Origin of the sequence: Paraburkholderia phenoliruptrix, from assembly GCF_902859825.1 — a bacterium.
Taxonomy (GTDB): domain Bacteria; phylum Pseudomonadota; class Gammaproteobacteria; order Burkholderiales; family Burkholderiaceae; genus Paraburkholderia; species Paraburkholderia phenoliruptrix.
In genome coordinates this window covers 64,999-84,379 of record NZ_CADIKB010000022.1, presented here as the reverse complement: position 1 = coordinate 84,379, position 19,381 = coordinate 64,999, and the positions used below count along the sequence as shown (strand labels likewise).

Annotated in this window: 20 protein-coding genes; 16 read left to right on the top strand and 4 right to left on the bottom strand. The window is 63.8% G+C overall.

Annotated features, from left to right (window positions below; all coding sequences use genetic code 11):
• The first annotated feature begins 116 nt into the window (after nt 1–116).
• The 4 genes from pyrG (at nt 117) to ftsB (ending at nt 4,660) form a co-directional block, all read left to right on the top strand.
• On the top strand, nt 117–1,790 hold the full coding sequence (pyrG, locus tag HV711_RS20775; protein WP_013588907.1) for a CTP synthase: 1,674 nt from the start codon (nt 117–119) through the stop codon (nt 1,788–1,790).
• Nucleotides 1,787–2,641 (top strand): 3-deoxy-8-phosphooctulonate synthase, encoded by an 855-nt coding sequence (gene kdsA / locus HV711_RS20770; protein WP_013588906.1) that lies wholly within the window; start codon nt 1,787–1,789, stop codon nt 2,639–2,641. Before pyrG ends, kdsA begins: the two co-directional genes overlap by 4 nt.
• 184 nt (nt 2,642–2,825) lie before the next feature.
• Nucleotides 2,826–4,109 carry a phosphopyruvate hydratase gene (eno, locus tag HV711_RS20765; protein ID WP_013588905.1) on the top strand — a complete coding sequence of 428 codons (1,284 nt, stop codon included), beginning with the start codon at nt 2,826–2,828 and terminating at the stop codon, nt 4,107–4,109.
• Between the two features lie 119 nt (nt 4,110–4,228).
• The gene (gene ftsB, locus HV711_RS20760) at nt 4,229–4,660 is read left to right on the top strand and encodes a cell division protein FtsB (protein WP_013588904.1); all 432 of its coding nucleotides are present in this window, start codon (nt 4,229–4,231) and stop codon (nt 4,658–4,660) included.
• A 201-nt stretch (nt 4,661–4,861) separates the two neighbouring features.
• Here ftsB and HV711_RS20755 read toward each other — a convergent pair whose 3' ends face one another.
• The 3 genes from HV711_RS20755 to HV711_RS20745 form a co-directional block, all read right to left on the bottom strand.
• The gene (locus HV711_RS20755; protein WP_013588903.1) at nt 4,862–5,248 is read right to left on the bottom strand and encodes a hypothetical protein; all 387 of its coding nucleotides are present in this window, start codon (nt 5,246–5,248) and stop codon (nt 4,862–4,864) included.
• A 90-nt stretch (nt 5,249–5,338) separates the two neighbouring features.
• Nucleotides 5,339–6,289: an Hsp33 family molecular chaperone HslO gene (hslO, locus tag HV711_RS20750; RefSeq protein WP_013588902.1), complete on the bottom strand. Its 951-nt coding sequence runs from the start codon at nt 6,287–6,289 to the stop codon at nt 5,339–5,341.
• 73 nt (nt 6,290–6,362) lie between these two features.
• A complete protein-coding gene (locus HV711_RS20745) occupies nt 6,363–6,887 on the bottom strand; it encodes a gamma carbonic anhydrase family protein (protein WP_035477769.1) in 525 nt (174 codons plus the stop codon).
• A gap of 306 nt (nt 6,888–7,193) precedes the next feature.
• On the opposite strand from HV711_RS20745, the gene HV711_RS20740 reads away from it, so the two are divergent.
• From HV711_RS20740 to HV711_RS20695, 10 genes are all read left to right on the top strand, one after another.
• Nucleotides 7,194–8,144: a ferritin-like domain-containing protein gene (locus HV711_RS20740; RefSeq protein WP_035477770.1), complete on the top strand. Its 951-nt coding sequence runs from the start codon at nt 7,194–7,196 to the stop codon at nt 8,142–8,144.
• A 92-nt stretch (nt 8,145–8,236) separates the two neighbouring features.
• Nucleotides 8,237–9,121 carry an alpha/beta fold hydrolase gene (locus HV711_RS20735; protein WP_035477772.1) on the top strand — a complete coding sequence of 295 codons (885 nt, stop codon included), beginning with the start codon at nt 8,237–8,239 and terminating at the stop codon, nt 9,119–9,121.
• A gap of 115 nt (nt 9,122–9,236) precedes the next feature.
• On the top strand, nt 9,237–10,067 hold the full coding sequence (locus tag HV711_RS20730) for a 3',5'-nucleoside bisphosphate phosphatase (protein WP_028363410.1): 831 nt from the start codon (nt 9,237–9,239) through the stop codon (nt 10,065–10,067).
• A 139-nt stretch (nt 10,068–10,206) separates the two neighbouring features.
• The gene (locus HV711_RS20725; RefSeq protein WP_035477854.1) at nt 10,207–10,842 is read left to right on the top strand and encodes an L-threonylcarbamoyladenylate synthase; all 636 of its coding nucleotides are present in this window, start codon (nt 10,207–10,209) and stop codon (nt 10,840–10,842) included.
• Between the two features lie 47 nt (nt 10,843–10,889).
• Nucleotides 10,890–11,552 (top strand): site-2 protease family protein, encoded by a 663-nt coding sequence (locus HV711_RS20720; RefSeq protein WP_013588896.1) that lies wholly within the window; start codon nt 10,890–10,892, stop codon nt 11,550–11,552.
• A 6-nt stretch (nt 11,553–11,558) separates the two neighbouring features.
• Nucleotides 11,559–12,761, top strand: a complete 1,203-nt coding sequence (locus tag HV711_RS20715; protein ID WP_013588895.1) for a tryptophan--tRNA ligase — start codon at nt 11,559–11,561, stop codon at nt 12,759–12,761.
• A 28-nt stretch (nt 12,762–12,789) separates the two neighbouring features.
• Entirely contained in the window at nt 12,790–13,389 is a 600-nt protein-coding gene (locus tag HV711_RS20710) for a class I SAM-dependent methyltransferase (protein WP_035477774.1), read from the top strand.
• Between the two features lie 43 nt (nt 13,390–13,432).
• The gene (gene dapA / locus HV711_RS20705) at nt 13,433–14,386 is read left to right on the top strand and encodes a 4-hydroxy-tetrahydrodipicolinate synthase (RefSeq protein ID WP_028363407.1); all 954 of its coding nucleotides are present in this window, start codon (nt 13,433–13,435) and stop codon (nt 14,384–14,386) included.
• 122 nt (nt 14,387–14,508) lie between these two features.
• Nucleotides 14,509–15,648, top strand: a complete 1,140-nt coding sequence (gene bamC / locus HV711_RS20700) for an NlpB/DapX family lipoprotein (protein ID WP_013588892.1) — start codon at nt 14,509–14,511, stop codon at nt 15,646–15,648.
• A 7-nt stretch (nt 15,649–15,655) separates the two neighbouring features.
• Nucleotides 15,656–16,429: an MBL fold metallo-hydrolase gene (locus HV711_RS20695; protein ID WP_035477775.1), complete on the top strand. Its 774-nt coding sequence runs from the start codon at nt 15,656–15,658 to the stop codon at nt 16,427–16,429.
• Between the two features lie 126 nt (nt 16,430–16,555).
• Here the strand turns inward: HV711_RS20695 and HV711_RS20690 are convergent, their stop codons facing one another.
• Complete coding sequence (locus HV711_RS20690) at nt 16,556–17,254, bottom strand: Bax inhibitor-1/YccA family protein (RefSeq protein WP_013588890.1); 699 nt, start codon at nt 17,252–17,254, stop codon at nt 16,556–16,558.
• Nucleotides 17,255–17,570: 316 nt separating this feature from the next.
• Here HV711_RS20690 and ndk point away from each other — a divergent pair, with 316 nt between their 5' ends.
• On the top strand, nt 17,571–17,996 hold the full coding sequence (ndk, locus tag HV711_RS20685) for a nucleoside-diphosphate kinase (protein WP_013338797.1): 426 nt from the start codon (nt 17,571–17,573) through the stop codon (nt 17,994–17,996).
• A 160-nt stretch (nt 17,997–18,156) separates the two neighbouring features.
• Nucleotides 18,157–19,308: a dual-specificity RNA methyltransferase RlmN gene (rlmN, locus tag HV711_RS20680; RefSeq protein WP_013588889.1), complete on the top strand. Its 1,152-nt coding sequence runs from the start codon at nt 18,157–18,159 to the stop codon at nt 19,306–19,308.
• Nucleotides 19,309–19,381: the final 73 nt, after the last annotated feature.

Sequence of the window (19,381 nt, the reverse complement as noted above, 5' to 3'; positions counted from 1 at the left end):
TGGCCGTGGTTTGTCCATAGTCTGCGCGGCGCATGCGCGCGCCGGGCTTGCTCGCATTTCGCTGGGTTGAGGCCCCGCTTTACGGTATAATCCGTTTTTCCCGCGAGCATCCAGCGATGACCAAATATGTTTTCGTCACCGGCGGCGTAGTATCTTCCCTCGGCAAGGGTATTGCCGCCGCTTCCCTCGCCGCGATTCTCGAATCGCGCGGTCTGAAAGTCACCCTCCTCAAGCTCGATCCCTACATCAATGTCGACCCCGGCACGATGAGCCCGTTCCAGCACGGCGAAGTGTTCGTAACGGAAGACGGAGCGGAGACCGACCTCGACCTCGGCCACTATGAGCGCTTCATCAGCACGAAGATGCGCAAGGCCAACAATTTCACCACGGGCCAGATTTACGAATCGGTGATCCGCAAGGAACGCCGCGGCGATTACCTCGGCAAGACGGTCCAGGTCATTCCGCACATCACGAATGAAATCCAGGCGTTCATCGAGCGTGGCGCGGCGTCGGCCACCTGCGGCGAGCCGGACGTCGCGATCGTCGAAGTGGGCGGCACGGTGGGCGACATCGAATCGCTGCCGTTCCTCGAGGCTGCGCGTCAAATGAGCCTGCGCATGGGGCGCAACAGCGCGTGCTTCGTGCATCTCACGCTTGTGCCCTGGGTCGCCACCGCCGGCGAGCTGAAGACCAAGCCCACGCAGCACAGCGTACAGAAGCTGCGCGAAATCGGTATTTCACCGCATGTGCTGTTGTGCCGCGCCGACCGCCGCATTCCCGACGACGAGCGCGCGAAAATCTCCATGTTCTCGAACGTGCCCGAAGACGCCGTCATTTCGGTGTGGGACGCGGACAGCATCTACAAGATTCCGCAGATGCTGCACGATCAGGGTCTTGACGCGATCATCTGCGAAGAGCTCAAGCTCACGCCGAAAGCGGCCGACCTGTCCATGTGGTCGGAACTTGTCGAAAAGCTGCAAAACCCCGAACACGAAGTCACGATCGGCATGGTCGGCAAGTACGTCGATCTGACGGAGTCGTACAAGTCGCTGATCGAAGCGCTGCGCCACGCGTCCATGCACACGGCGACGCGCGTGAACATCGAATATATCGATTCTGAAGAGATCGAGACGCAAGGCGTCGAAAGTCTCAAGCATCTGGACGCTGTGCTCGTGCCTGGCGGCTTCGGCCGTCGCGGCACGGAAGGCAAGATCGCCGCCATCCGCTATGCGCGCGAAGCGAAGGTGCCGTATCTCGGCATCTGCCTCGGCATGCAGCTCGCCGTGATCGAATTCGCGCGCGACGTCGTAGGCCTGAAAGACGCGAACAGTACGGAATTCGACCAGGAAACCCCGAACCGCGTGGTCGCGCTCATCACCGAATGGTATGACCGCGAAGGCCGCGTCGAAAAGCGTACGGAAGAGTCGGATCTCGGCGGCACGATGCGCCTCGGTTCGCAACGCTGCCCGATCAAGCCCGGCACGATGGCCGAGGAAATCTACGGCAAGGACGTGAACGAGCGTCACCGTCACCGTTATGAAGTCAATAACCGCTTCGTGCCCCAGCTCGAGGCCGGCGGTCTTATCATCAGCGCCCGTACCCCGAGTGAAGATCTGCCGGAAATGATGGAACTGCCGCGCAGCATGCACCCGTGGTTCGTCGGCGTGCAGTTCCACCCGGAATTCACGTCCACGCCGCGCGACGGCCATCCGCTGTTCAAGTCGTTCGTCGAGGCAGCGCTTGCGCATCAGCAGTCGCGCGTCGCGAATGAAGTCGGGGAGAAAGCATGAAGCTGGGCGATTTCGAAATCGGGCTCGACAAGCCGTTTTTCCTGATCGCGGGCACCTGTGTCGTCGAATCGGAGCAAATGACGATCGACACGGCAGGCCGCCTGAAGGAAATCTGCGCGAAGCTGAACATTCCGTTCATCTACAAATCGTCGTACGACAAGGCCAATCGCAGCAGCGGCAAGTCGTTTCGCGGTCTTGGCATGGACGAAGGTTTGCGCATTCTGTCGGAAGTGAAGCGTCAGCTCGGCCTGCCGGTGCTGACGGATGTTCACGCGGAGCACGAGATCGAACAGGTCGCCTCGGTGGTCGACGTGCTGCAAACGCCGGCCTTTCTGTGCCGTCAAACGGACTTCATCCACGCGTGCGCGCGCTCGGGCAAGCCGGTCAACATCAAGAAGGGCCAGTTTCTCGCGCCGCACGACATGAAGAACGTGATCGACAAGGCGCGCGACGCGGCACGCGAAGCGGGCCTGTCCGAAGACCGTTTCATGGCGTGCGAACGCGGCGTGTCGTTCGGTTATAACAACCTGGTGTCGGACATGCGCTCGCTCGCGATCATGCGCGAAACGAACGCGCCCGTCGTGTTCGACGCGACGCATTCGGTGCAGTTGCCAGGCGGGCAGGGCACGAGTTCGGGCGGTCAGCGCGAGTTCGTGCCGGTGCTCGCGCGGGCGGCCGTTGCGGTCGGCGTGGCAGGGCTCTTCATGGAAACACATCCGAATCCGGCAGAAGCGAAGTCGGACGGTCCGAACGCCGTGCCGCTGCATCGCATGGCCGATCTGCTGGAAACGCTCGTCACGCTCGATCAGGCCGTGAAGCGCGCGCCGTTCCTCGAAAGCGATTTCAACTGAATCAGGCATGCGCCGCGTGCTCGCAGCATGAGCCGGTCACGGCAGCGGGCGCGCGGCAAATGCACACAATGGTCGTCGAACGTATCGGCGCGCAAGTGGTCTGTCGGTGTGGCCGGCCGACGCCACGCGAGGCGCCAGGTGCAGTGTCACAGCAAAGAATTCATCGTCATTTCTTGAGGAAACCATGAGTGCTATCGTAGATATCATCGGTCGAGAGATTCTCGATTCGCGAGGCAACCCCACCGTCGAATGCGACGTGCTGCTCGAGTCTGGCACGATGGGCCGCGCCGCGGTGCCGTCGGGCGCGTCCACCGGCTCGCGCGAAGCAATCGAACTGCGCGACGGCGAAACCGGCCGCTACAGCGGCAAGGGCGTGCTGAAGGCTGTCGAGCACATCAACACCGAAATCTCCGAAGCGATCATGGGCCTCGACGCTTCCGAGCAGGCGTTTCTCGACAAGACGCTGCTGGAACTCGACGGCACGGACAACAAGTCGCGCCTCGGTGCGAACGCGATGCTGGCTGTGTCGATGGCCGTCGCGAAGGCCGCCGCAGAAGAAGCCGGCCTGCCGCTCTACCGTTACTTCGGCGGTTCGGGCGCCATGCAACTGCCGGTCCCGATGATGAACATCGTCAACGGCGGCGCGCACGCGAACAACAGTCTGGACATCCAGGAATTCATGATCGTCCCGGTCAGCCAGCCGACCTTCCGCGAAGCACTGCGCTGCGGCGCAGAAGTTTTCCACGCGCTGAAGAAGATCCTGTCGGACCGCGGCATGAGCACGGCAGTCGGCGACGAAGGCGGTTTCGCACCGAACTTCGGCAGCAACGACGAATGCCTGTCCACCATCCTGCAAGCCATCGAAAAAGCAGGCTACCGCGCGGGCGAAGACGTGCTGCTCGCGCTCGACTGCGCAGCGAGCGAGTTCTACCACGACGGCAAGTACCAGTTGGCGGGCGAGGGCCTGCAACTGTCGTCGGCGGAATTCACCGACTACCTGGCCACGCTCGCCGACAAGTTCCCGATCGTGTCGATCGAAGACGGCATGCACGAAGGCGACTGGGAAGGCTGGAAGCTGCTCACCGAGAAGCTCGGCAAGAAAATCCAGCTGGTGGGCGACGACCTCTTCGTCACCAACACGCGCATTCTGAAGGAAGGTATCGAGAAGGGCATCGCGAACTCGATCCTCATCAAGATCAACCAGATCGGTACGCTGACCGAAACTTTCGCCGCCATCGAAATGGCGAAGCGCGCGGGCTACACGGCGGTGATCTCGCACCGCTCGGGCGAAACGGAAGATTCGACGATTGCCGATATCGCCGTCGGCCTGAACGCCGGCCAGATCAAGACGGGCTCGCTGTCGCGTTCGGACCGTATCTCGAAGTACAACCAGCTGCTGCGTATCGAAGAGGACCTCGGCGATATCGCCAGCTATCCGGGCAAGTCGGCGTTCTACAATCTGCGCTAATGAATGGTCAGAACCAGACTGTTTCTGCACTGACCGATGAGCCGGTTTTTCCTCGTGTCTGATTGACCTCGCCGCCCTGCGTAAAGCGCAGGGCGGCGCGTATTTATTGTGCTTACTTCATGCGGCTCGTCACTGCTGTATTGATCGTTCTGCTGGCGTTGATCCAGTATCCGCTGTGGTGGGGCCATGGCGGATGGTTGCGCGTTCACGAACTGCAGCAGCAACTCGCGCAGCAGATGCAAAAGAACGCCGACGCCAAGCTGCGCAACGAGCGCATTCAGGGCGAGGTGCAGGATCTGCAGAACGGCACGGCTGCCGTCGAAGAGCGCGCCCGGTACGAGATGGGCATGGTGAAAGACGGCGAGGTGTTCGTCCAGTTCGTGTCGCCGAATGCACCGTTGCCGACGGCCAATGCGCCTTCCACCGCGACGTCGACTCGCGGCGAGGTGTCGGCCGCGCCGCTGCATGTGGTGCCGAATCCGGAGTCGCGCGCGAAACCGGAGCGCAAGCACGGCGGTAAAGCGGCAAAAGAAAAGAAGCCGGCGCACTGAGGTTGCCGGCAAATGCCTCGACGGCAATGGCCGGGCGAGACGGCTCACCGGACGTAAAAAAGGCGCGGTTCACAAACCGCGCCTTTTTGCATTAACAGGTGCCATTAGCACGTACCATTAGCAGGTACGACACGGCGAAAGTCCGGCCAAACCCGGACCTCGCCGATCTCCCGCCAACCCCGCATCGCGCCGCTCAGCTCACTACCAGCCCCAGTACGGCCCGTAGCCGAAGCCGACGCCGGTGCCCCAGCCATGCCCCCAGCCGCCGCCGTAGTAGCTGCCGTACACGGTGACGGGCACAGGCGGGCTGTAATAGCGCGACCACGCCTGTGCGGCGCTTTCCGCGGCAATCGCCTGGTTCTGCTCCGCCATGACCTGGCGATCGATGGCGTCGTACCGCTGGCGCTCGGCAGGCGTCAGCGGCTGAGCGGTGCTGGCCATGCCCGACTGGTCGGCGGGTAGCCGGCTGTATATCGGCGACGGACCCGGCGGGTCCATCATGCAACCGCTCAACGCAGTGAGGCCCGCGAGTGCCGTCAACACGGCAAAAGCGCGGGCGGGACGCGGCAACGAAGTGGGCATGCTCATGTTGAATCTCGATCCGTCGATACCCGGACGAACGCCGGGCGCCTCATCCAGCACCCGGTGAACGCGCAAAGCGTCAGCCCGCCGGCGGTATCAGTGCCGTTGCTCGGCGGCCGGCGTGACTCCTTGTGAGAGTGCATTGGCGAGAAAAAGTTGCGCCACGTCGACCGGGTCGAACTCGTACCGCTGGTTGCAGAACTCGCAATGGATTTCGACGTGGCCGCGTTCTTCGATCACGCCGTCCACTTCCTCGCGACCCAGCATCTTCAGCATCGAGCCGACCTTCTCGCGCGAGCAGGTGCATTCGAAGCGCGCGCTGGCCGGCTCGAAGTGCTGCACGTTTTCCTGCCAGAAGAGGCGGCGGAACACGGTTTCCGGTTCTTCCTTCAGCAGCTCGTCCTGCGACAGCGTGCCGCCGAGCGTGCAGACGCGCTCCCACGTATCGGCGTCCAGTTCGCCGGGATGCGGGACGATGCCGCCGTCGCCGGGAAGCTTTTGCAGCAGCATGCCGACCGCGCGTTCCGAATTCGCCGCGAGCCACAGACGCGTATCGAGCTGCTCGGAGTGATGCATGTAGTGCTCGAGCACTTCCGCCATCGAGTTGAGCGGCCCATTTTCGCCCGAGAGCGGCACGATACTCTGATACGGCTGCTGACCGGGTTTCTTGTCGCGCGGATCGAGTGTGATCACGCAGCGGCCGTGGCCGCTTGCGTTGAGCAGTTCCACCATCGAGGTGCTCTCGCCGATCGTGCTGCCTTCGTCGCCGGAAAGCTTGGCGGTCGCGCGCATCGACAAGTCGGAGCTGCATTGAACCACCAGCATCTTGGCGGGGCCGTCGCCGAAAATCTGCATGATCAGCGTGCCGTCGAACTTCAGATTCGCCGACAGCAGCGCGCAGGCCGCCATCATCTCGCCGAGAATCGTCCGCACGGGCGCCGGGTATTCGCGGCGCGTCAGCACTTCCTGCCACGTATTGCGCAGCGAAACGATTTCGCCGCGCACGGGCGCCGCGCTGAACATGAATTTTTGCAACTGGTCGCTCACAACTTTTCCTCTATCGAATGGCGCGCCCCGGCGAAGGCCGTGCACGCACCGTGCGCGCCGCGCGCCCGGCTGTTTAGCCGATGCGCACGAGCTGCGCCTTGAAATACTCGCGGCGCTCGGCATAACTTGCCGTGCCGCGCCGCATGTTGGCGATGTCCGCCTCGGTCAGTTCGCGCACCACTTTCGCGGGCGCGCCGAGAATCAGCGAATTATCGGGAAACACCTTGCCTTCGGTCACGATGGCGCCCGCTCCGACCAGACAGTTGCGGCCGATTACCGCGCCATTCAAGACCACCGTCTGAATTCCGATCAGCGCGCCTTCCTTGATCGTGCAGCCATGCAGCATGACCTGATGCCCGACGGTCACGTTTGCCTCGATCGTCAGCGGAAAGCCGGGATCGGTGTGCAAGACCGCGTTTTCCTGGACGTTGCTGCCCGCGCCGAGCGTGATCGGCTCGTTGTCGCCGCGCAGCGTCGCGCCGAACCAGACGCTCGAATTTTCCTCCAGCGTCACGTTGCCGATGATGGTCGCGGAATCCGCGACGAACACGCTTTCGTGGATGTTCGGTGCAGCGTCGCCAAGCTTGTAAATGGTCACGTTGTCTCCTCGTGGATCGGTCGCCGGGCGCGGACGGCTCGCGGCGTGTCTGGTTTGACGGCTTTTCCTGTTTTCGCCCGGCCCTTGGGCGGCCCCTGGTGGCGCCCAAGGGCCGGGCGAGCGTCGAATCGGGTATTGTAAACGGTTGTGTCGTCGCGCCGCTTTGCGTCACGCGCGAGCGCGGTTCGAGGTGGGTGCTTCGGCGTGAGGGCTTAACGCTTCGGCGCGCACGCCTCTCGCCTCGGCGCCCGCCGTCCGCGCCATTCAACACCCGTCGGTTTCACTGCCTTGCCCGATCACCTTTCCATGATGTCCGCCGTTTCCCCCGCTTTCCCGGCCACGTCCACGCGTTCCGGGCCGTCCGCTTCGTCCATCGGGCCCGCGCCGGACGCGAGCGGCGCGCCGTGTTGCGCACGCACGGCGGCGCTCGCCGCGCTGCGTGAGACCGATCCGGTGACGAAGGCAGCCGGCGCGCGAGCGTTATACGCGGCGGTGCTCGACGGCAGCGCGACGTGTCTCGCCGACGTCTCGCTCGACGAGCCGCCAGAGCCACCAGGACTGCCTGGGCGGCCCGTGCGCCCCGAGCTCGTCGAACCGCGCCAGCTGGGGCGGCGCAGCATGCAGTCGCCGCAAGGACGCGCGGTGCTGCTGCACGCGCTGGCGCATATTGAATTCAACGCGATCAATCTGGCGCTCGACGCCGTGTGGCGCTTCGCCGGCCTGCCCGCCGCCTTCTACACCGACTGGCTGAAGGTCGCAGCCGAAGAGGCATATCACTTCTCGCTGCTGAGCGCGCGGCTCGCGGAATACGGCCATGCGTACGGGGACTTTCCCGCCCACGACGGCCTGTGGGACATGTGCGAGCGCACGCGTGGCGATGTGCTCGCGCGCATGGCGCTCGTGCCTCGCACGCTGGAGGCGCGCGGCCTCGATGCCTCACCGCCTATCCGCGCGCGTCTGCAGCAGGCGGGAGACCGTCAGTCCGCCGCGATTCTCGACGTGATCCTGCGCGACGAAATCGGCCACGTGCTGATCGGCAACCGCTGGTTTCGTCATCTGTGCGAGGAAGGCGGGTTGGATCCGCATGCGACCTACACGCGCCTCGCCGACCAGTATCACGCGCCGAAACTGCGCGGGCCGTTCAATTTCGAGGCGCGCCGCGACGCAGGTTTCGACGAGGCCGAGCTTGCCGAACTGGCGGCGCTCGCAGGCGTCGGGTTGGGCACTGAGCCGACCGGCCGGTCGCCGCGCGACTGACTCACTGACGACGGGTTGCCGCCTGTCGTCACTGCCGTCTGCCTATGTCGTTATAATCGAACGACCATTCTTTTTCTGGCGTGCATCCGACCATGAATATTTCCCGCTCCGAGTTCATCCCCGTGCGAGGCATCCGTCTGCATGTGCGGCGTTGGGGCAATCCCGATGCGCCGCTGCTCTTCATGCTGCACGGCTGGATGGACGTGGCGGCGTCGTTCCAGTTCGTCGTCGATGCGCTCGGCGGCGACTGGCAGGTCATCGCGCCCGACATGCGCGGCTTCGGTCTGTCGGACTGGCCGGTCGCGCAAAGCGGCGGGGGCCATTACTGGTTCCACGATTACCTCGCCGATCTCGACGCGCTGCTCGATCACTACGCGCCGACCGGCCAGGTCAACCTGGTGGGACATAGTCTCGGCGCGAACGTCGTTTGCCTCTATGCGGGCGCGCGTGCACAGCGCGTGCGGCGCGTGGTCGATCTGGAAGGTTTCGGGCTGGCGCCCGCGCACGCCGGACAGGCGCCCAAACGGCTGCAAAACTGGCTCGACGAGCTGCGCGATCCGCCGCAACTGAAGCGCTATGCGTCCCTCGACGACGTCGCCGCGCGGCTCACCAAAACCAATCCACGGCTTGCGCCCGCCCGCGCGCAATTCCTGGCGAAGCACTGGTCGAAGCCGGACGGCGCCGGCGGCTTCATGCTGCTCGCCGACCCCGCGCATAAACTGCGCGGGCCGACGCTGTACCGTCTGGACGAAGTGATGGCCGTCTGGCGCAAGGTGAGCGCGAAAGTGCTGCATGTGGAAGCCACCCATTCGCCCACGCTCGCCGCGCTGGCGGGCGATATTCCGCTCGACGAATTCAAGGCGCGCTTTCAGGCGTTTGCCGACTGGCGCGAGAAGATCATCGACGAAGCGGGGCACATGGTGCACCACGACCAGCCCGAACAGGTCGCCGCGCTGATCGAGGGATTCTGCGCTTAGCGAGGGCGCCGGGGCCGGATCGCCGGCCCGGCGCACGCGGTTCCGGCGTGAGAATTGCTCTGCGTTCACTTACTGCGTTGCAGTAAAATGGCTGCAGAACTTTCTCCACACGATGATGAACGCCGACCTTCACTGCCACTCCACCGTTTCCGACGGCCAGTTCGCGCCCGCCGACGTCGCGCGCCGTGCGCATGCGGGAGGCGTGACATTGTGGGCGCTCACCGACCACGACGAACTCGGCGGCCAGCACGAAGCGCGTCAGGCCGCCGAGGAGCTCGGCATGCGCTATCTGAGCGGCGTGGAAATTTCGGTGACGTGGGCGGCGCGGACGGTGCACATCGTCGGGCTTGGCATCGACCCCGCCAGCTCGGTGCTGATCGACGGGCTCGCGCGCACGCGTAACGGGCGCGCCGCGCGCGCGGAGGCGATCGGCGAGCAGCTGGCCACGCTCGGCATTCCCGGCGCCTATGCAGGCGCGCTCAAGTACGTGTCGAACCCGGACATGATTTCGCGCACGCATTTCGCGCGCTTCCTGGTCGAAAGCGGTTACGCCAGTTCCACGCAAGACGTGTTCAACCGCTATCTCGGCGACGGCAAGCCCGGCTATGTGGCGCACCGCTGGTCGAAGCTGGCGGACGCGGTCGGCTGGATCAAGGCAGCGGGTGGCGAGGCGATCATCGCGCATCCGGGCCGCTATGCGTACTCGCCGACCGAATTCGACGCGTTTTTCGGCGAATTCATCGATCTGGGCGGCAAGGCGATCGAAGTCGTCACGGGCAGCCATACGCCCGATCAATACCGGGAATATGCCGACGTTGCGCGCCGCTTCGGTTTCGAGGCGTCGCGCGGCTCCGATTTTCACGCGCCGGGCGAGGGCCGCGTCGAGCTCGGTACGCTGCCGCCGCTTCCTTCCGATCTCAAGCCTGTCTGGGAACGCTGGCTGTGAACGCCCGCCGTGCCGCTTCGGCACGTCGTGCGCGCGAGCCGGCGCTTTGGCGTGCCCGCGCCTGACGCTCACGGTCCGCGGTCGTTTTGCGTCGGACCGCGCCATCAAACGTTGTTTCTCGTCGTCATCGTTAGCCGCCATGTCCCAATACTTCCGGCTTCATCCAGATAACCCGCAGCCGCGCCTCGTCAAGCAGGCCGTGCAGATCATCAACGACGGCGGCGTGGTCGCGCTGCCGACGGACTCGAGCTACGCGCTCGCCTGTCATCTCGACGACAAGAACGCCGTGGAGCGCCTGCGCCGGATTCGCGGGCTTGACGAGAAGCAGCTGCTGTCGCTCCTCGTGCGCGATCTGTCGGAGCTCGCGAACTTCGCGATGGTGGACAATCGCCAGTACCGGCTCATCAAATCGGTGACGCCGGGGCCCTATGTGTTCGTGCTGCAGGCAACGAAGGAAGTGCCGCGGCGCCTGTCGCACCCGTCGCGCAAGACAATCGGCCTGCGTGTGCCGGACCACGCCATCACGCTCGCCATTCTGGGCGAACTCGGTCAGCCGCTCCTTGGCTCCACGCTGATCCTGCCGGGCGAAACGGCGCCGCTCAACGACCCGGAGGACATCCGCGCGCGGCTCGAAAAACAACTGGATCTGGTGATCGACGGCGGCGCTTGCGTGTGCGAGCCGTCCACGGTGATCGATCTGAGCGGCGACGAGCCGGTGCTGGTGCGGGCAGGGCGCGGTTCTCTCGCGCCATTCGGTCTCGAAGAGACGGCATGAGCGAAAGCGGACAGATGCACGCCATCGCATTGTTACAATAGCGAGTTATGGATTCTTCCCTGATACAAACCATCGCGGTTTACGCGTTGCCGGTGATCTTCGCCATCACGCTGCATGAGGCCGCGCATGGTTACGTCGCGCGCTGGCTCGGCGACAACACGGCCTACGTGCTCGGCCGCGTTTCCATCAATCCGATGCGGCACATCGACCCGCTCGGCACCATTGCCATTCCCTTGCTCCTGTACTTCGCCACGAGCGGCGCGTTCATGTTCGGCTATGCGAAACCGGTGCCGGTCGCTTTCGGCAATCTGCGCAACCCGCGCTGGGGCAGCCTGTGGGTCGCGGCGGCGGGTCCCGCATGCAACTTCGTGCAGGCGTTGATCTGGGGGCTGTTCGGCGTGGCGCTGGCCGTCCTTGCTGTCGACGAACCGTTTTTCACGCGCATGGCGGGCGCGGGCGTCGGTGTCAACCTCGTGCTGGGTGTGCTCAATCTGTTTCCTTTGCCGCCACTCGACGGCGGCCGTGTGCTGATGGCGCTCCTGCCGCCGCGCCAGGCTATCGCGCTGTCGCGCCTCGAACCGTACGGCTTTTTCATCGTGATGGCGCTCGTCATGACGGGCACGCTGACGCGCTACTGGCTGAGCCCGCTCGTCACGCTCGGTTACAGCGCCATCACCGCAATTCTGACTCCACTTGTTTCGCTTTTCTAAATAACCATGTTCCCAGACCGTATCTTCTCCGGCATGCGGCCCACCGGGTCGCTGCACCTCGGCCACTATCACGGCGTGCTGAAAAACTGGGTGCGGCTGCAGTCCGAATACCCGTGCTTCTTCGCCGTCGTCGACTGGCATGCGCTGACGACTCACTACGAAACGCCTGAGGTCATCGAGAAAAACGTCTGGGAAGTGCTGATCGACTGGCTCGCCTCGGGCATCGATCCGGCGCAGGCCACGCTTTTCATTCAGAGCCGCGTGCCCGAGCATGCGGAGCTGTCGCTGCTGCTCGGCATGAGCACGCCGCTCGGCTGGCTCGAGCGCGTGCCGACCTACAAGGAGCAGATCGAGAAGCTGAAGGAGAAAGATCTGTCGACTTACGGCTTCCTCGGCTATCCGGTGCTGATGGCGGCGGACATTCTGCTGTATCGCGCATCGCTCGTGCCGGTCGGCGAAGATCAGGTGCCGCACGTCGAAATGACGCGTGAAATCGCGCGCCGTTTCAATTACCTGTATGGCCGCGAGCCGGGCTTCGAGGAAAAAGCGAACGAAGCCGCGAAGAAGCTCGGCGGCAAGCGCTCCAAGCTGTATCACGAGCTGCGCAACGCCTACCAGCAGGAAGGCGACGACGAAGCGCTCGAGCAGGCGCGCGCCATGTTGCAGGAGTCGCAAAGCCTGTCGATGAGCGACCGCGAGCGTCTGTTCGGCTACCTGGAAGGCTCGCGCAAGATCATTCTGGTCGAGCCGCAGGTCATGCTGACGGAGGCCTCGCGTATGCCGGGGCTGGACGGCCAGAAAATGTCGAAGTCGTACGGCAACACGATCGGTCTGCGCGAGGACGCCGAAACCATCACGAAGAAGGTGCGCACCATGCCGACCGATCCGGCACGCGTGCGCCGCACGGACCCGGGCGACCCGGACAAGTGCCCGGTGTGGCAACTGCACCAGGTCTACACGGACGAAACCACGCATGAGTGGGTTCAGAAAGGTTGCCGCTCGGCCGGCATCGGCTGTCTGGAGTGCAAGCAGCCGGTGATTGAAGGTATTTTGCGCGAACAGCAGCCCATGCTCGAGCGCGCGCAGAAGTACATGGACGACCCGTCGCTGCTGCGCGCGATTGTCGCCGACGGCTGCGACAAGGCGCGCCGCTTCGCCACGGAAACCATGCGGGACGTGCGCGAGGCGATGGGTCTGTCGTACAACTAAAGTACAACTGAGCATTCGCCGCCACGTCATGAGCAGCCCCGCAGTCAACGTGCATGGATTGGGCGAGCCGTCGCGCTGGGTGCGCCATTGGGCGCATCTCGTCCCGGCGGGGGGCGCGGTGCTCGACGTGGCCTCGGGAGCAGGGCGCCACGCGCGGTTTTTTGCGTCGCTCGGCCATCCGGTGACGGCAATCGACCGCGACGCCGCCGCCCTGAATACGCTCGCTGACGAGCCGCTCGTCACACCGGTTGTCGCCGACATCGAGAGCGCGCCATGGCCGTTGCCCGCGGAGGCGACATTCGCGGCCGTCGTCGTCACCAACTATTTGCACCGGCCGCTTTTCGCGAGGCTGATTCAATCCCTCGCGCCCGGCGGCGTACTGGTTTACGAGACCTTTGCGAAAGGAAACGAAACGGTCGGCAAGCCTTCTAATCCGGCGTTTCTGCTCGCGCCCGGCGAGTTGCTCGAGGTGGTGCGCGGCCAGTTGAGGGTGGTCGCGTTTCAGGACGGTTTTCTCGCGCAGCCACGCCCGGCTTACGTCCAGCGCATCTGCGCCATTCTGGAGGCGGACCGCTCAGACAATCCCGCGCAGGCGACACCCCCGCCTTGTTACGAGTTGGCTGGCTAATCCGCTACAATCGCGGTTTACCTGATCAAATTCATGGCTTTTCATGACTAACGTCACACAAGCGGGCACTCAAGCGGCGGGCACTCAAGCGGACAATGCGGCCGGCAGCAGCGGAGTGCGGATTCGCGGCAGCATTCCTGCCATCATCACTCCGATGCTCGAAGACGGCAGCCTCGACTTGCCGGCATTCCGCAAACTGATCGACTGGCATGTCGCCGAGGGCACGAACGCGCTCGTCGTGGTGGGTACGAGCGGCGAGTCGGCAACGCTGTCCGTCGAAGAGCACGTGCTGATGGTCAAGACCGCCGTCGAGCACACGGCGGGCCGCATTCCGGTGATCGCCGGCTCGGGCGGCAATTCGACTGCGGAAGCGATCGAACTGACGCGCGAGGCGAAGGAAGTCGGCGCGGACGCGACGCTGCAGGTCGTGCCGTATTACAACAAGCCGACCCAGGAAGGCATCTATCGCCATTTTGTGAAGATCGCCGAAACGGTCGATCTGCCGGTGATTCTGTACAACGTGCCGGGCCGCACGGTCGCGGACATGAGCAACGAGACCATTCTGCGTTGCGCGCAGGTGCCGGGCATCATTGGTGTGAAGGAAGCGACCGGCAACATCGACCGCGCCGCGCATCTGATCAAGTCGGCGCCCGCGCACTTCGGCATTTACAGCGGCGACGATCCTACGGCGATCGCGCTGATGCTGCTCGGCGGCCACGGCAATATTTCGGTGACCGCGAACGTCGCGCCGCGCGCCATGAGCGAGCTGTGCAAGGCGGCACTCGCGGCGGACGCAAAGACCGCGCGTGAGATTCATCTGAAGCTGTTGTCGCTGCATAAGAACCTGTTCATCGAATCGAATCCGATTCCGGCGAAATGGGCGCTGCAGCAATTGGGTCGTGTGCAGGGCGGGATCCGCCTGCCGCTCACGCCGCTCGACGCGCAATACCACGAAGTGGTGCGCGGCGCGCTGCGCGAAGCGGGCCTGCTCGGCTAGGCGGCTACGGCCGTACCCGTCAGCGCCACCCAGTCACCGGCATTTCCTTAACCGACGTCGATCCAGCCCACGTTCCCGGCACACAGAACCAGGCACCGCGTTCCAGCATCACGAAGGACCTCATGAAACGTTCCGCACTTTCCCTCCACGCAACCCGCATGGCGGCGCTGACGCTTGCCCTGGTGACGCTCGCCGGCTGTGACACCCTGAACGACTGGTTCGCTTCCGATCGCGTGAATTACAAGGCTGCGGGCAGCGCGCCGCCGCTCGCCATTCCCGGCGATCTGAGCACCACCGCAACCGATCAGCGTTACGTCGCGCCGCCGGCCAATCTCGCGCTCGGCGGCGCAACCAAGCGTGCGGTCACGGCGGCCGGTAATTCGACGGAAGGCCAGCCGAACGCGCAAGACCCGTACGGCATGCATATCGAGCGCGACGGCGACCGCCGCTGGCTCGTGGTCGACGGCCGCTCGCCGGAACAACTGTGGCCGCAACTGCAGGAGTTCTGGCAGGAAAACGGCTTTGCGCTGAAAACCGATGCGCCGGCTACCGGCATCATGGTGACCGACTGGGCGGAGAACCGCGCCAACATTCCGGACGACTGGTTCCGCCGCACGGTGGGCAAAGTGATCGACTTCGCGTATTCGTCGGGCACGCGTGACAGTTTCCGCACCCTCGTGTCGCGTGGTCCTTCCGACACGACAGACATTTCCGTCACGCATAGCGCAATGGAAGAAGTGCTCACGGGTCAGGACAAGACGTCGTCGCGCTGGGAAGAGCGTCCGCGCGATCCCGCGTTGGAAGCGCTGTTTCTCACCAAGCTGATGCAGAAATTCGGCCTGACCGACAAGCAGTCCAAGCAATTGCTGACGGAAGCGCGTCCGGCCACCGCACCGTCAACGCTCGACAAGAGCGCGGGCGCATCCACGCTCGATCTGCAGGAATCGTTCGACCGCGCCTGGCTGCGCGTGGGTCTCGCGCTCGATCGCACGAACTTCACCGTCGACAACCGCGACCGCGAGAAGGGTATTTACTACGTGCGCTACGCCGACTCGATGCAGGAGCTGAAGAAAGAGGGGCTCCTCGGCAAGCTGTTCTACGGCGGCAATTCGGCGAAGAAGCCGGGCCAGGAATTCCTCGTCAACGTGCGTCCGAAGGGCGACACCGTGACGCAAGTGGCGGTGCTCGACGCGAACGGGCAGATCGACAATTCGTCCGACGCGCAGCGCATCGTCACGCTTCTGCACGCGCAACTGAACTGATCGGGCTGTGCGGTTCGCAAGTCTTGGCAGCGGCAGTGAAGGCAACGCGTTGCTGGCGGAGGCGCAAAGCGGCGCGACCACCACACGCGTGCTGCTCGATTGCGGTTTTTCGGCGAAGGAAGTCGAGCGCCGCCTCGCACGGCTCGGCTCGAGCGCCGAAGGCCTCGACGCTATTCTGATTACGCACGAACACAGCGACCACATCGGCAGCGCGCTCACGCTGGCGCGCAAGTGGTCGATTCCGCTGTACATGAGCTGGGGCACGGCGCGCGCGGTCGGCGCGGATGACGCCGCCGTCGATCTGCAAGTCCTGTGGGGCGACGAAGCAGTCGCCATCGGCGATCTGAGCGTGCTGCCCTACACGGTTCCTCACGACGCCCGCGAGCCGCTGCAATATGTCTTCTCGAATGGCGCGAGCCGCCTTGGCGTGCTGACGGACGTCGGCACGTCCACGCCGCATATCAGCGCCGTGTTGAGCGGTTGCGACGCGCTGGTGCTCGAATGCAATCACGACGTGCGCATGCTCGCCGGCAGCCGCTATCCGCAATCGCTGAAGGCGCGCATCGGCGGGAATCACGGGCATTTGAACAACGACGCCGCGGCGGAAATCCTCGCCTCGCTCGACCGGTCGCGCCTGCGCCACCTGGTTGCGGCGCATCTAAGCCAGCAAAACAATCTGCCGGAACTCGCGCAGGCGGCTATGGCGGGCGTGTTGGGCGCCGCATCGACCGACGTCGTGGTTGCCTCGCAGGCTGAAGGATTTGAGTGGCTGAGCCTTTGAGCGCTGCTGAGCCGGCCCGTTGCGACTAGAGCGGCGGGAATAAAAAAGCCCATAACGGTTGTTCGTTATGGGCTTTTTTGCGAGGCCGGCACGTTGAGCGCCGTGCCTAGCCGTGCTGCATGAAGCTTAGTTGCGGTTGCCGCCGAAAATGCCGAGCAGCGCCAGCAGGTTCACGAACACGTTGTACAGGTCGAGATAGATGGCGAGTGCCGCGGTGATGTAGTTCGTCTCGCCGCCGTTCACGACGCGCTGCACGTCGAACAGCATGTACGCCGAGAAGATCACGATCGCCATGACGGACACCGTGAGCATCAGCGCCGGCAAGTGCAGGAACACGTTCGCGACCGAGGCTAGCAGCAGCACGATCACGCCCATGAAGAGCCACTTGCCGAGGCCCGAAAAGTCGCGCTTGCTGACGGTGGCGATGGTCGCCATGGAGGCGAAGATCACACCGGTGCCACCGAAGGCGAGCATGATGAGCGACGGGCCGTTGGAGAAACCCAGCACGAAGCCCAGAATGCGCGACAGCATCAGGCCCATGAAGAAAGTGAAGCCGAGCAGGACGAACACGCCGGCGGAGCTGTTCTTGGTTCTTTCGATCGCGAACATGAAGCCGAACGCAATCGCGAAGAACGCGAGCATGCTCATGGCGGGGCTGGTGGCGGCGAACAGCGAGAAACCGGTGGCGAGACCCACCCAGGCACCGAGCACGGTCGGGATCATGGACAGTGCAAGCAGCCAGTAGGTGTTTCGTAGCACGCGGTTACGCGTTTCGACCGTGCTGACCGCGCCGGTGCGGCCAAAGCTATACGGATGATCGTTCATGGTCTCTCCTTACGTCAGAAGCGTGTTGCGTGATGGTGTAAGCGGTTTGTCCAGCGTTCCTGCATGCGCCGCGCAGGCTTTCCCCGCCCTCGCGGACTACCCGTTCCTAAGATTAGTGCGGCGGCCCGGAGTTTCAATGCCGCCGACGCTTCGAAAAATGCGTGGAAAGGGCTCACAGAGCCTACGCTACCAGTATTCAGAAACTCCTGCTTGGAGTCTTTCAGTGCTGTAAGGGTTCAATCGCAATCATACACGGGAACATGCTACAATAGCGGATTCATTTGAATCTGTAACCTCTTAATTTTTTGGAGTTTTTATGGCGATCGAACGCACCCTGTCCATTATCAAGCCGGACGCAGTGGCCAAGAACGTGATCGGCCAGATCTACAGCCGTTTCGAAAACGCCGGCCTGAAGATCGTGGCTTCGCGCATGGTCCACCTGTCGCGCGCCGACGCTGAGAAGTTCTACGCGGTGCACGCTGCACGTCCGTTCTTCAAGGACCTGGTCGAATTCATGATCTCCGGCCCGGTGGTCGTGCAAGTGCTGGAAGGCGAGAACGCCATCCTGAAGCACCGCGACCTGATGGGCGCAACGGACCCGAAGAAGGCGGAAAAGGGCACGATTCGTGCGGATTTCGCCGACAGCATCGACGCTAACGCGGTGCACGGTTCGGACGCGGCTGAAACGGCGGCGGTTGAAATCGCCTTCTTCTTCCCGCAAGTCAACGTTTATTCGCGCTAATGCTGGATTGCGCCGGCGGTCGGTGCAGCCAATCGGCTTTATTCACACCAATCGCCGCGCAACGTAGTAAGGTAAAAGCAGCAGGGATGGGCGCGAACGGTTTGCGTTCATGCAGCTTGTTGCATGAGCGCAGTCTCGCACTGAAATGGCAGGATTCGATATGACGAGCAGTTCCACCGTCAACCTTCTCGACCTCGACGCCCAAGGGCTTGTCGCCTATTGCGAAAGCCTGGGCGAGAAGCCGTTTCGCGCCAAACAATTGCAGCGCTGGATCCACCAGTACAACGCTGCGGACTTCGACGGCATGACCGATCTCGCGAAGTCCTTGCGCGAAAAGCTCAAGGGGCGCGCCACGCTCACCATGCCGGGCATCGTGAGCGACCATGTTTCCGCCGACGGCACGCGCAAGTGGCTGATCGACGTCGGCAACAGCAACGCAGTGGAAACCGTGTTCATTCCGGAGGAAACGCGCGGCACGCTGTGCGTGTCGTCGCAGGCCGGCTGCGCGGTGAACTGCCGTTTCTGCTCGACGGGCAAGCAGGGTTTCTCGCGCAATCTCACAACCGGTGAAATCATCGGCCAGTTGCGGATGGCCGAGTTCGCGCTGCGCGCGTCGCTCGGCGCGGCCGGCGGCCGGGCCACGGGCGGCGAGGGCAAGGGCGAGCGCGTCGTCACAAACGTCGTGATGATGGGCATGGGCGAGCCGCTTCTGAACTACGACGCGGTCGTACCCGCCATGCGCCTCATGCTCGACGACAACGCCTACGGTCTGTCGCGGCGGCGCGTCACGTTGTCGACCTCGGGCGTCGTGCCCATGATGGACCGGCTCGGCGCCGATCTGCCGGTTGCGCTGGCGGTGTCGCTGCATGCGCCGAGCGATCCGCTGCGCGACATGCTCGTGCCCCTAAATAAGAAGTATCCGCTGCGCGAATTGATGGCGGCTTGCCAGCGCTATCTGAAAGTCGCGCCGCGCGATTTCATCACCTTCGAATATTGCATGCTCGACGGCGTGAACGACAGCGAAGCGCAAGCGCGCGAACTGCTCGCGCTCACTCGCGACGTCCCGTGCAAGTTCAATCTGATTCCGTTTAACCCGTTCCCGGAGTCGGGCCTCGTGCGCTCGAAGCAGGAACAGATCAAGCGGTTTGCACAAGTGTTGATGGACGCGGGCGTCGTCACCACAGTGCGTAAAACACGCGGCGATGATATCGACGCTGCCTGCGGTCAGTTGGCCGGTGCGGTGAAAGACCGCACGCGCCTCGCTGAGCGCACCGGGAAGGCGGCGAAGATCATCGAGGTTCGCGCCGTGTAGCAGCAAGGGGCGGGCTGCGGGCATTTCCGTGCGGCGCGCTGGAGATTGCTCAAAGGTGTAGTGCGCCCCGGGC

Coding starts and splice junctions, on each gene's coding strand:
- pyrG (WP_013588907.1), top strand. CDS start 117: ATGACCAAATATGTTTTCGTCACCGGCGGCGTAGTATCTTCCCTCGGC.
- kdsA (WP_013588906.1), top strand. CDS start 1,787: ATGAAGCTGGGCGATTTCGAAATCGGGCTCGACAAGCCGTTTTTCCTG.
- eno (WP_013588905.1), top strand. CDS start 2,826: ATGAGTGCTATCGTAGATATCATCGGTCGAGAGATTCTCGATTCGCGA.
- ftsB (WP_013588904.1), top strand. CDS start 4,229: ATGCGGCTCGTCACTGCTGTATTGATCGTTCTGCTGGCGTTGATCCAG.
- HV711_RS20755 (WP_013588903.1), bottom strand. CDS start 5,248: ATGAGCATGCCCACTTCGTTGCCGCGTCCCGCCCGCGCTTTTGCCGTG.
- HV711_RS20740 (WP_035477770.1), top strand. CDS start 7,194: ATGATGTCCGCCGTTTCCCCCGCTTTCCCGGCCACGTCCACGCGTTCC.
- HV711_RS20735 (WP_035477772.1), top strand. CDS start 8,237: ATGAATATTTCCCGCTCCGAGTTCATCCCCGTGCGAGGCATCCGTCTG.
- HV711_RS20730 (WP_028363410.1), top strand. CDS start 9,237: ATGAACGCCGACCTTCACTGCCACTCCACCGTTTCCGACGGCCAGTTC.
- HV711_RS20725 (WP_035477854.1), top strand. CDS start 10,207: ATGTCCCAATACTTCCGGCTTCATCCAGATAACCCGCAGCCGCGCCTC.
- HV711_RS20720 (WP_013588896.1), top strand. CDS start 10,890: ATGGATTCTTCCCTGATACAAACCATCGCGGTTTACGCGTTGCCGGTG.
- HV711_RS20715 (WP_013588895.1), top strand. CDS start 11,559: ATGTTCCCAGACCGTATCTTCTCCGGCATGCGGCCCACCGGGTCGCTG.
- HV711_RS20710 (WP_035477774.1), top strand. CDS start 12,790: ATGAGCAGCCCCGCAGTCAACGTGCATGGATTGGGCGAGCCGTCGCGC.
- dapA (WP_028363407.1), top strand. CDS start 13,433: ATGACTAACGTCACACAAGCGGGCACTCAAGCGGCGGGCACTCAAGCG.
- bamC (WP_013588892.1), top strand. CDS start 14,509: ATGAAACGTTCCGCACTTTCCCTCCACGCAACCCGCATGGCGGCGCTG.
- HV711_RS20690 (WP_013588890.1), bottom strand. CDS start 17,254: ATGAACGATCATCCGTATAGCTTTGGCCGCACCGGCGCGGTCAGCACG.
- ndk (WP_013338797.1), top strand. CDS start 17,571: ATGGCGATCGAACGCACCCTGTCCATTATCAAGCCGGACGCAGTGGCC.
- rlmN (WP_013588889.1), top strand. CDS start 18,157: ATGACGAGCAGTTCCACCGTCAACCTTCTCGACCTCGACGCCCAAGGG.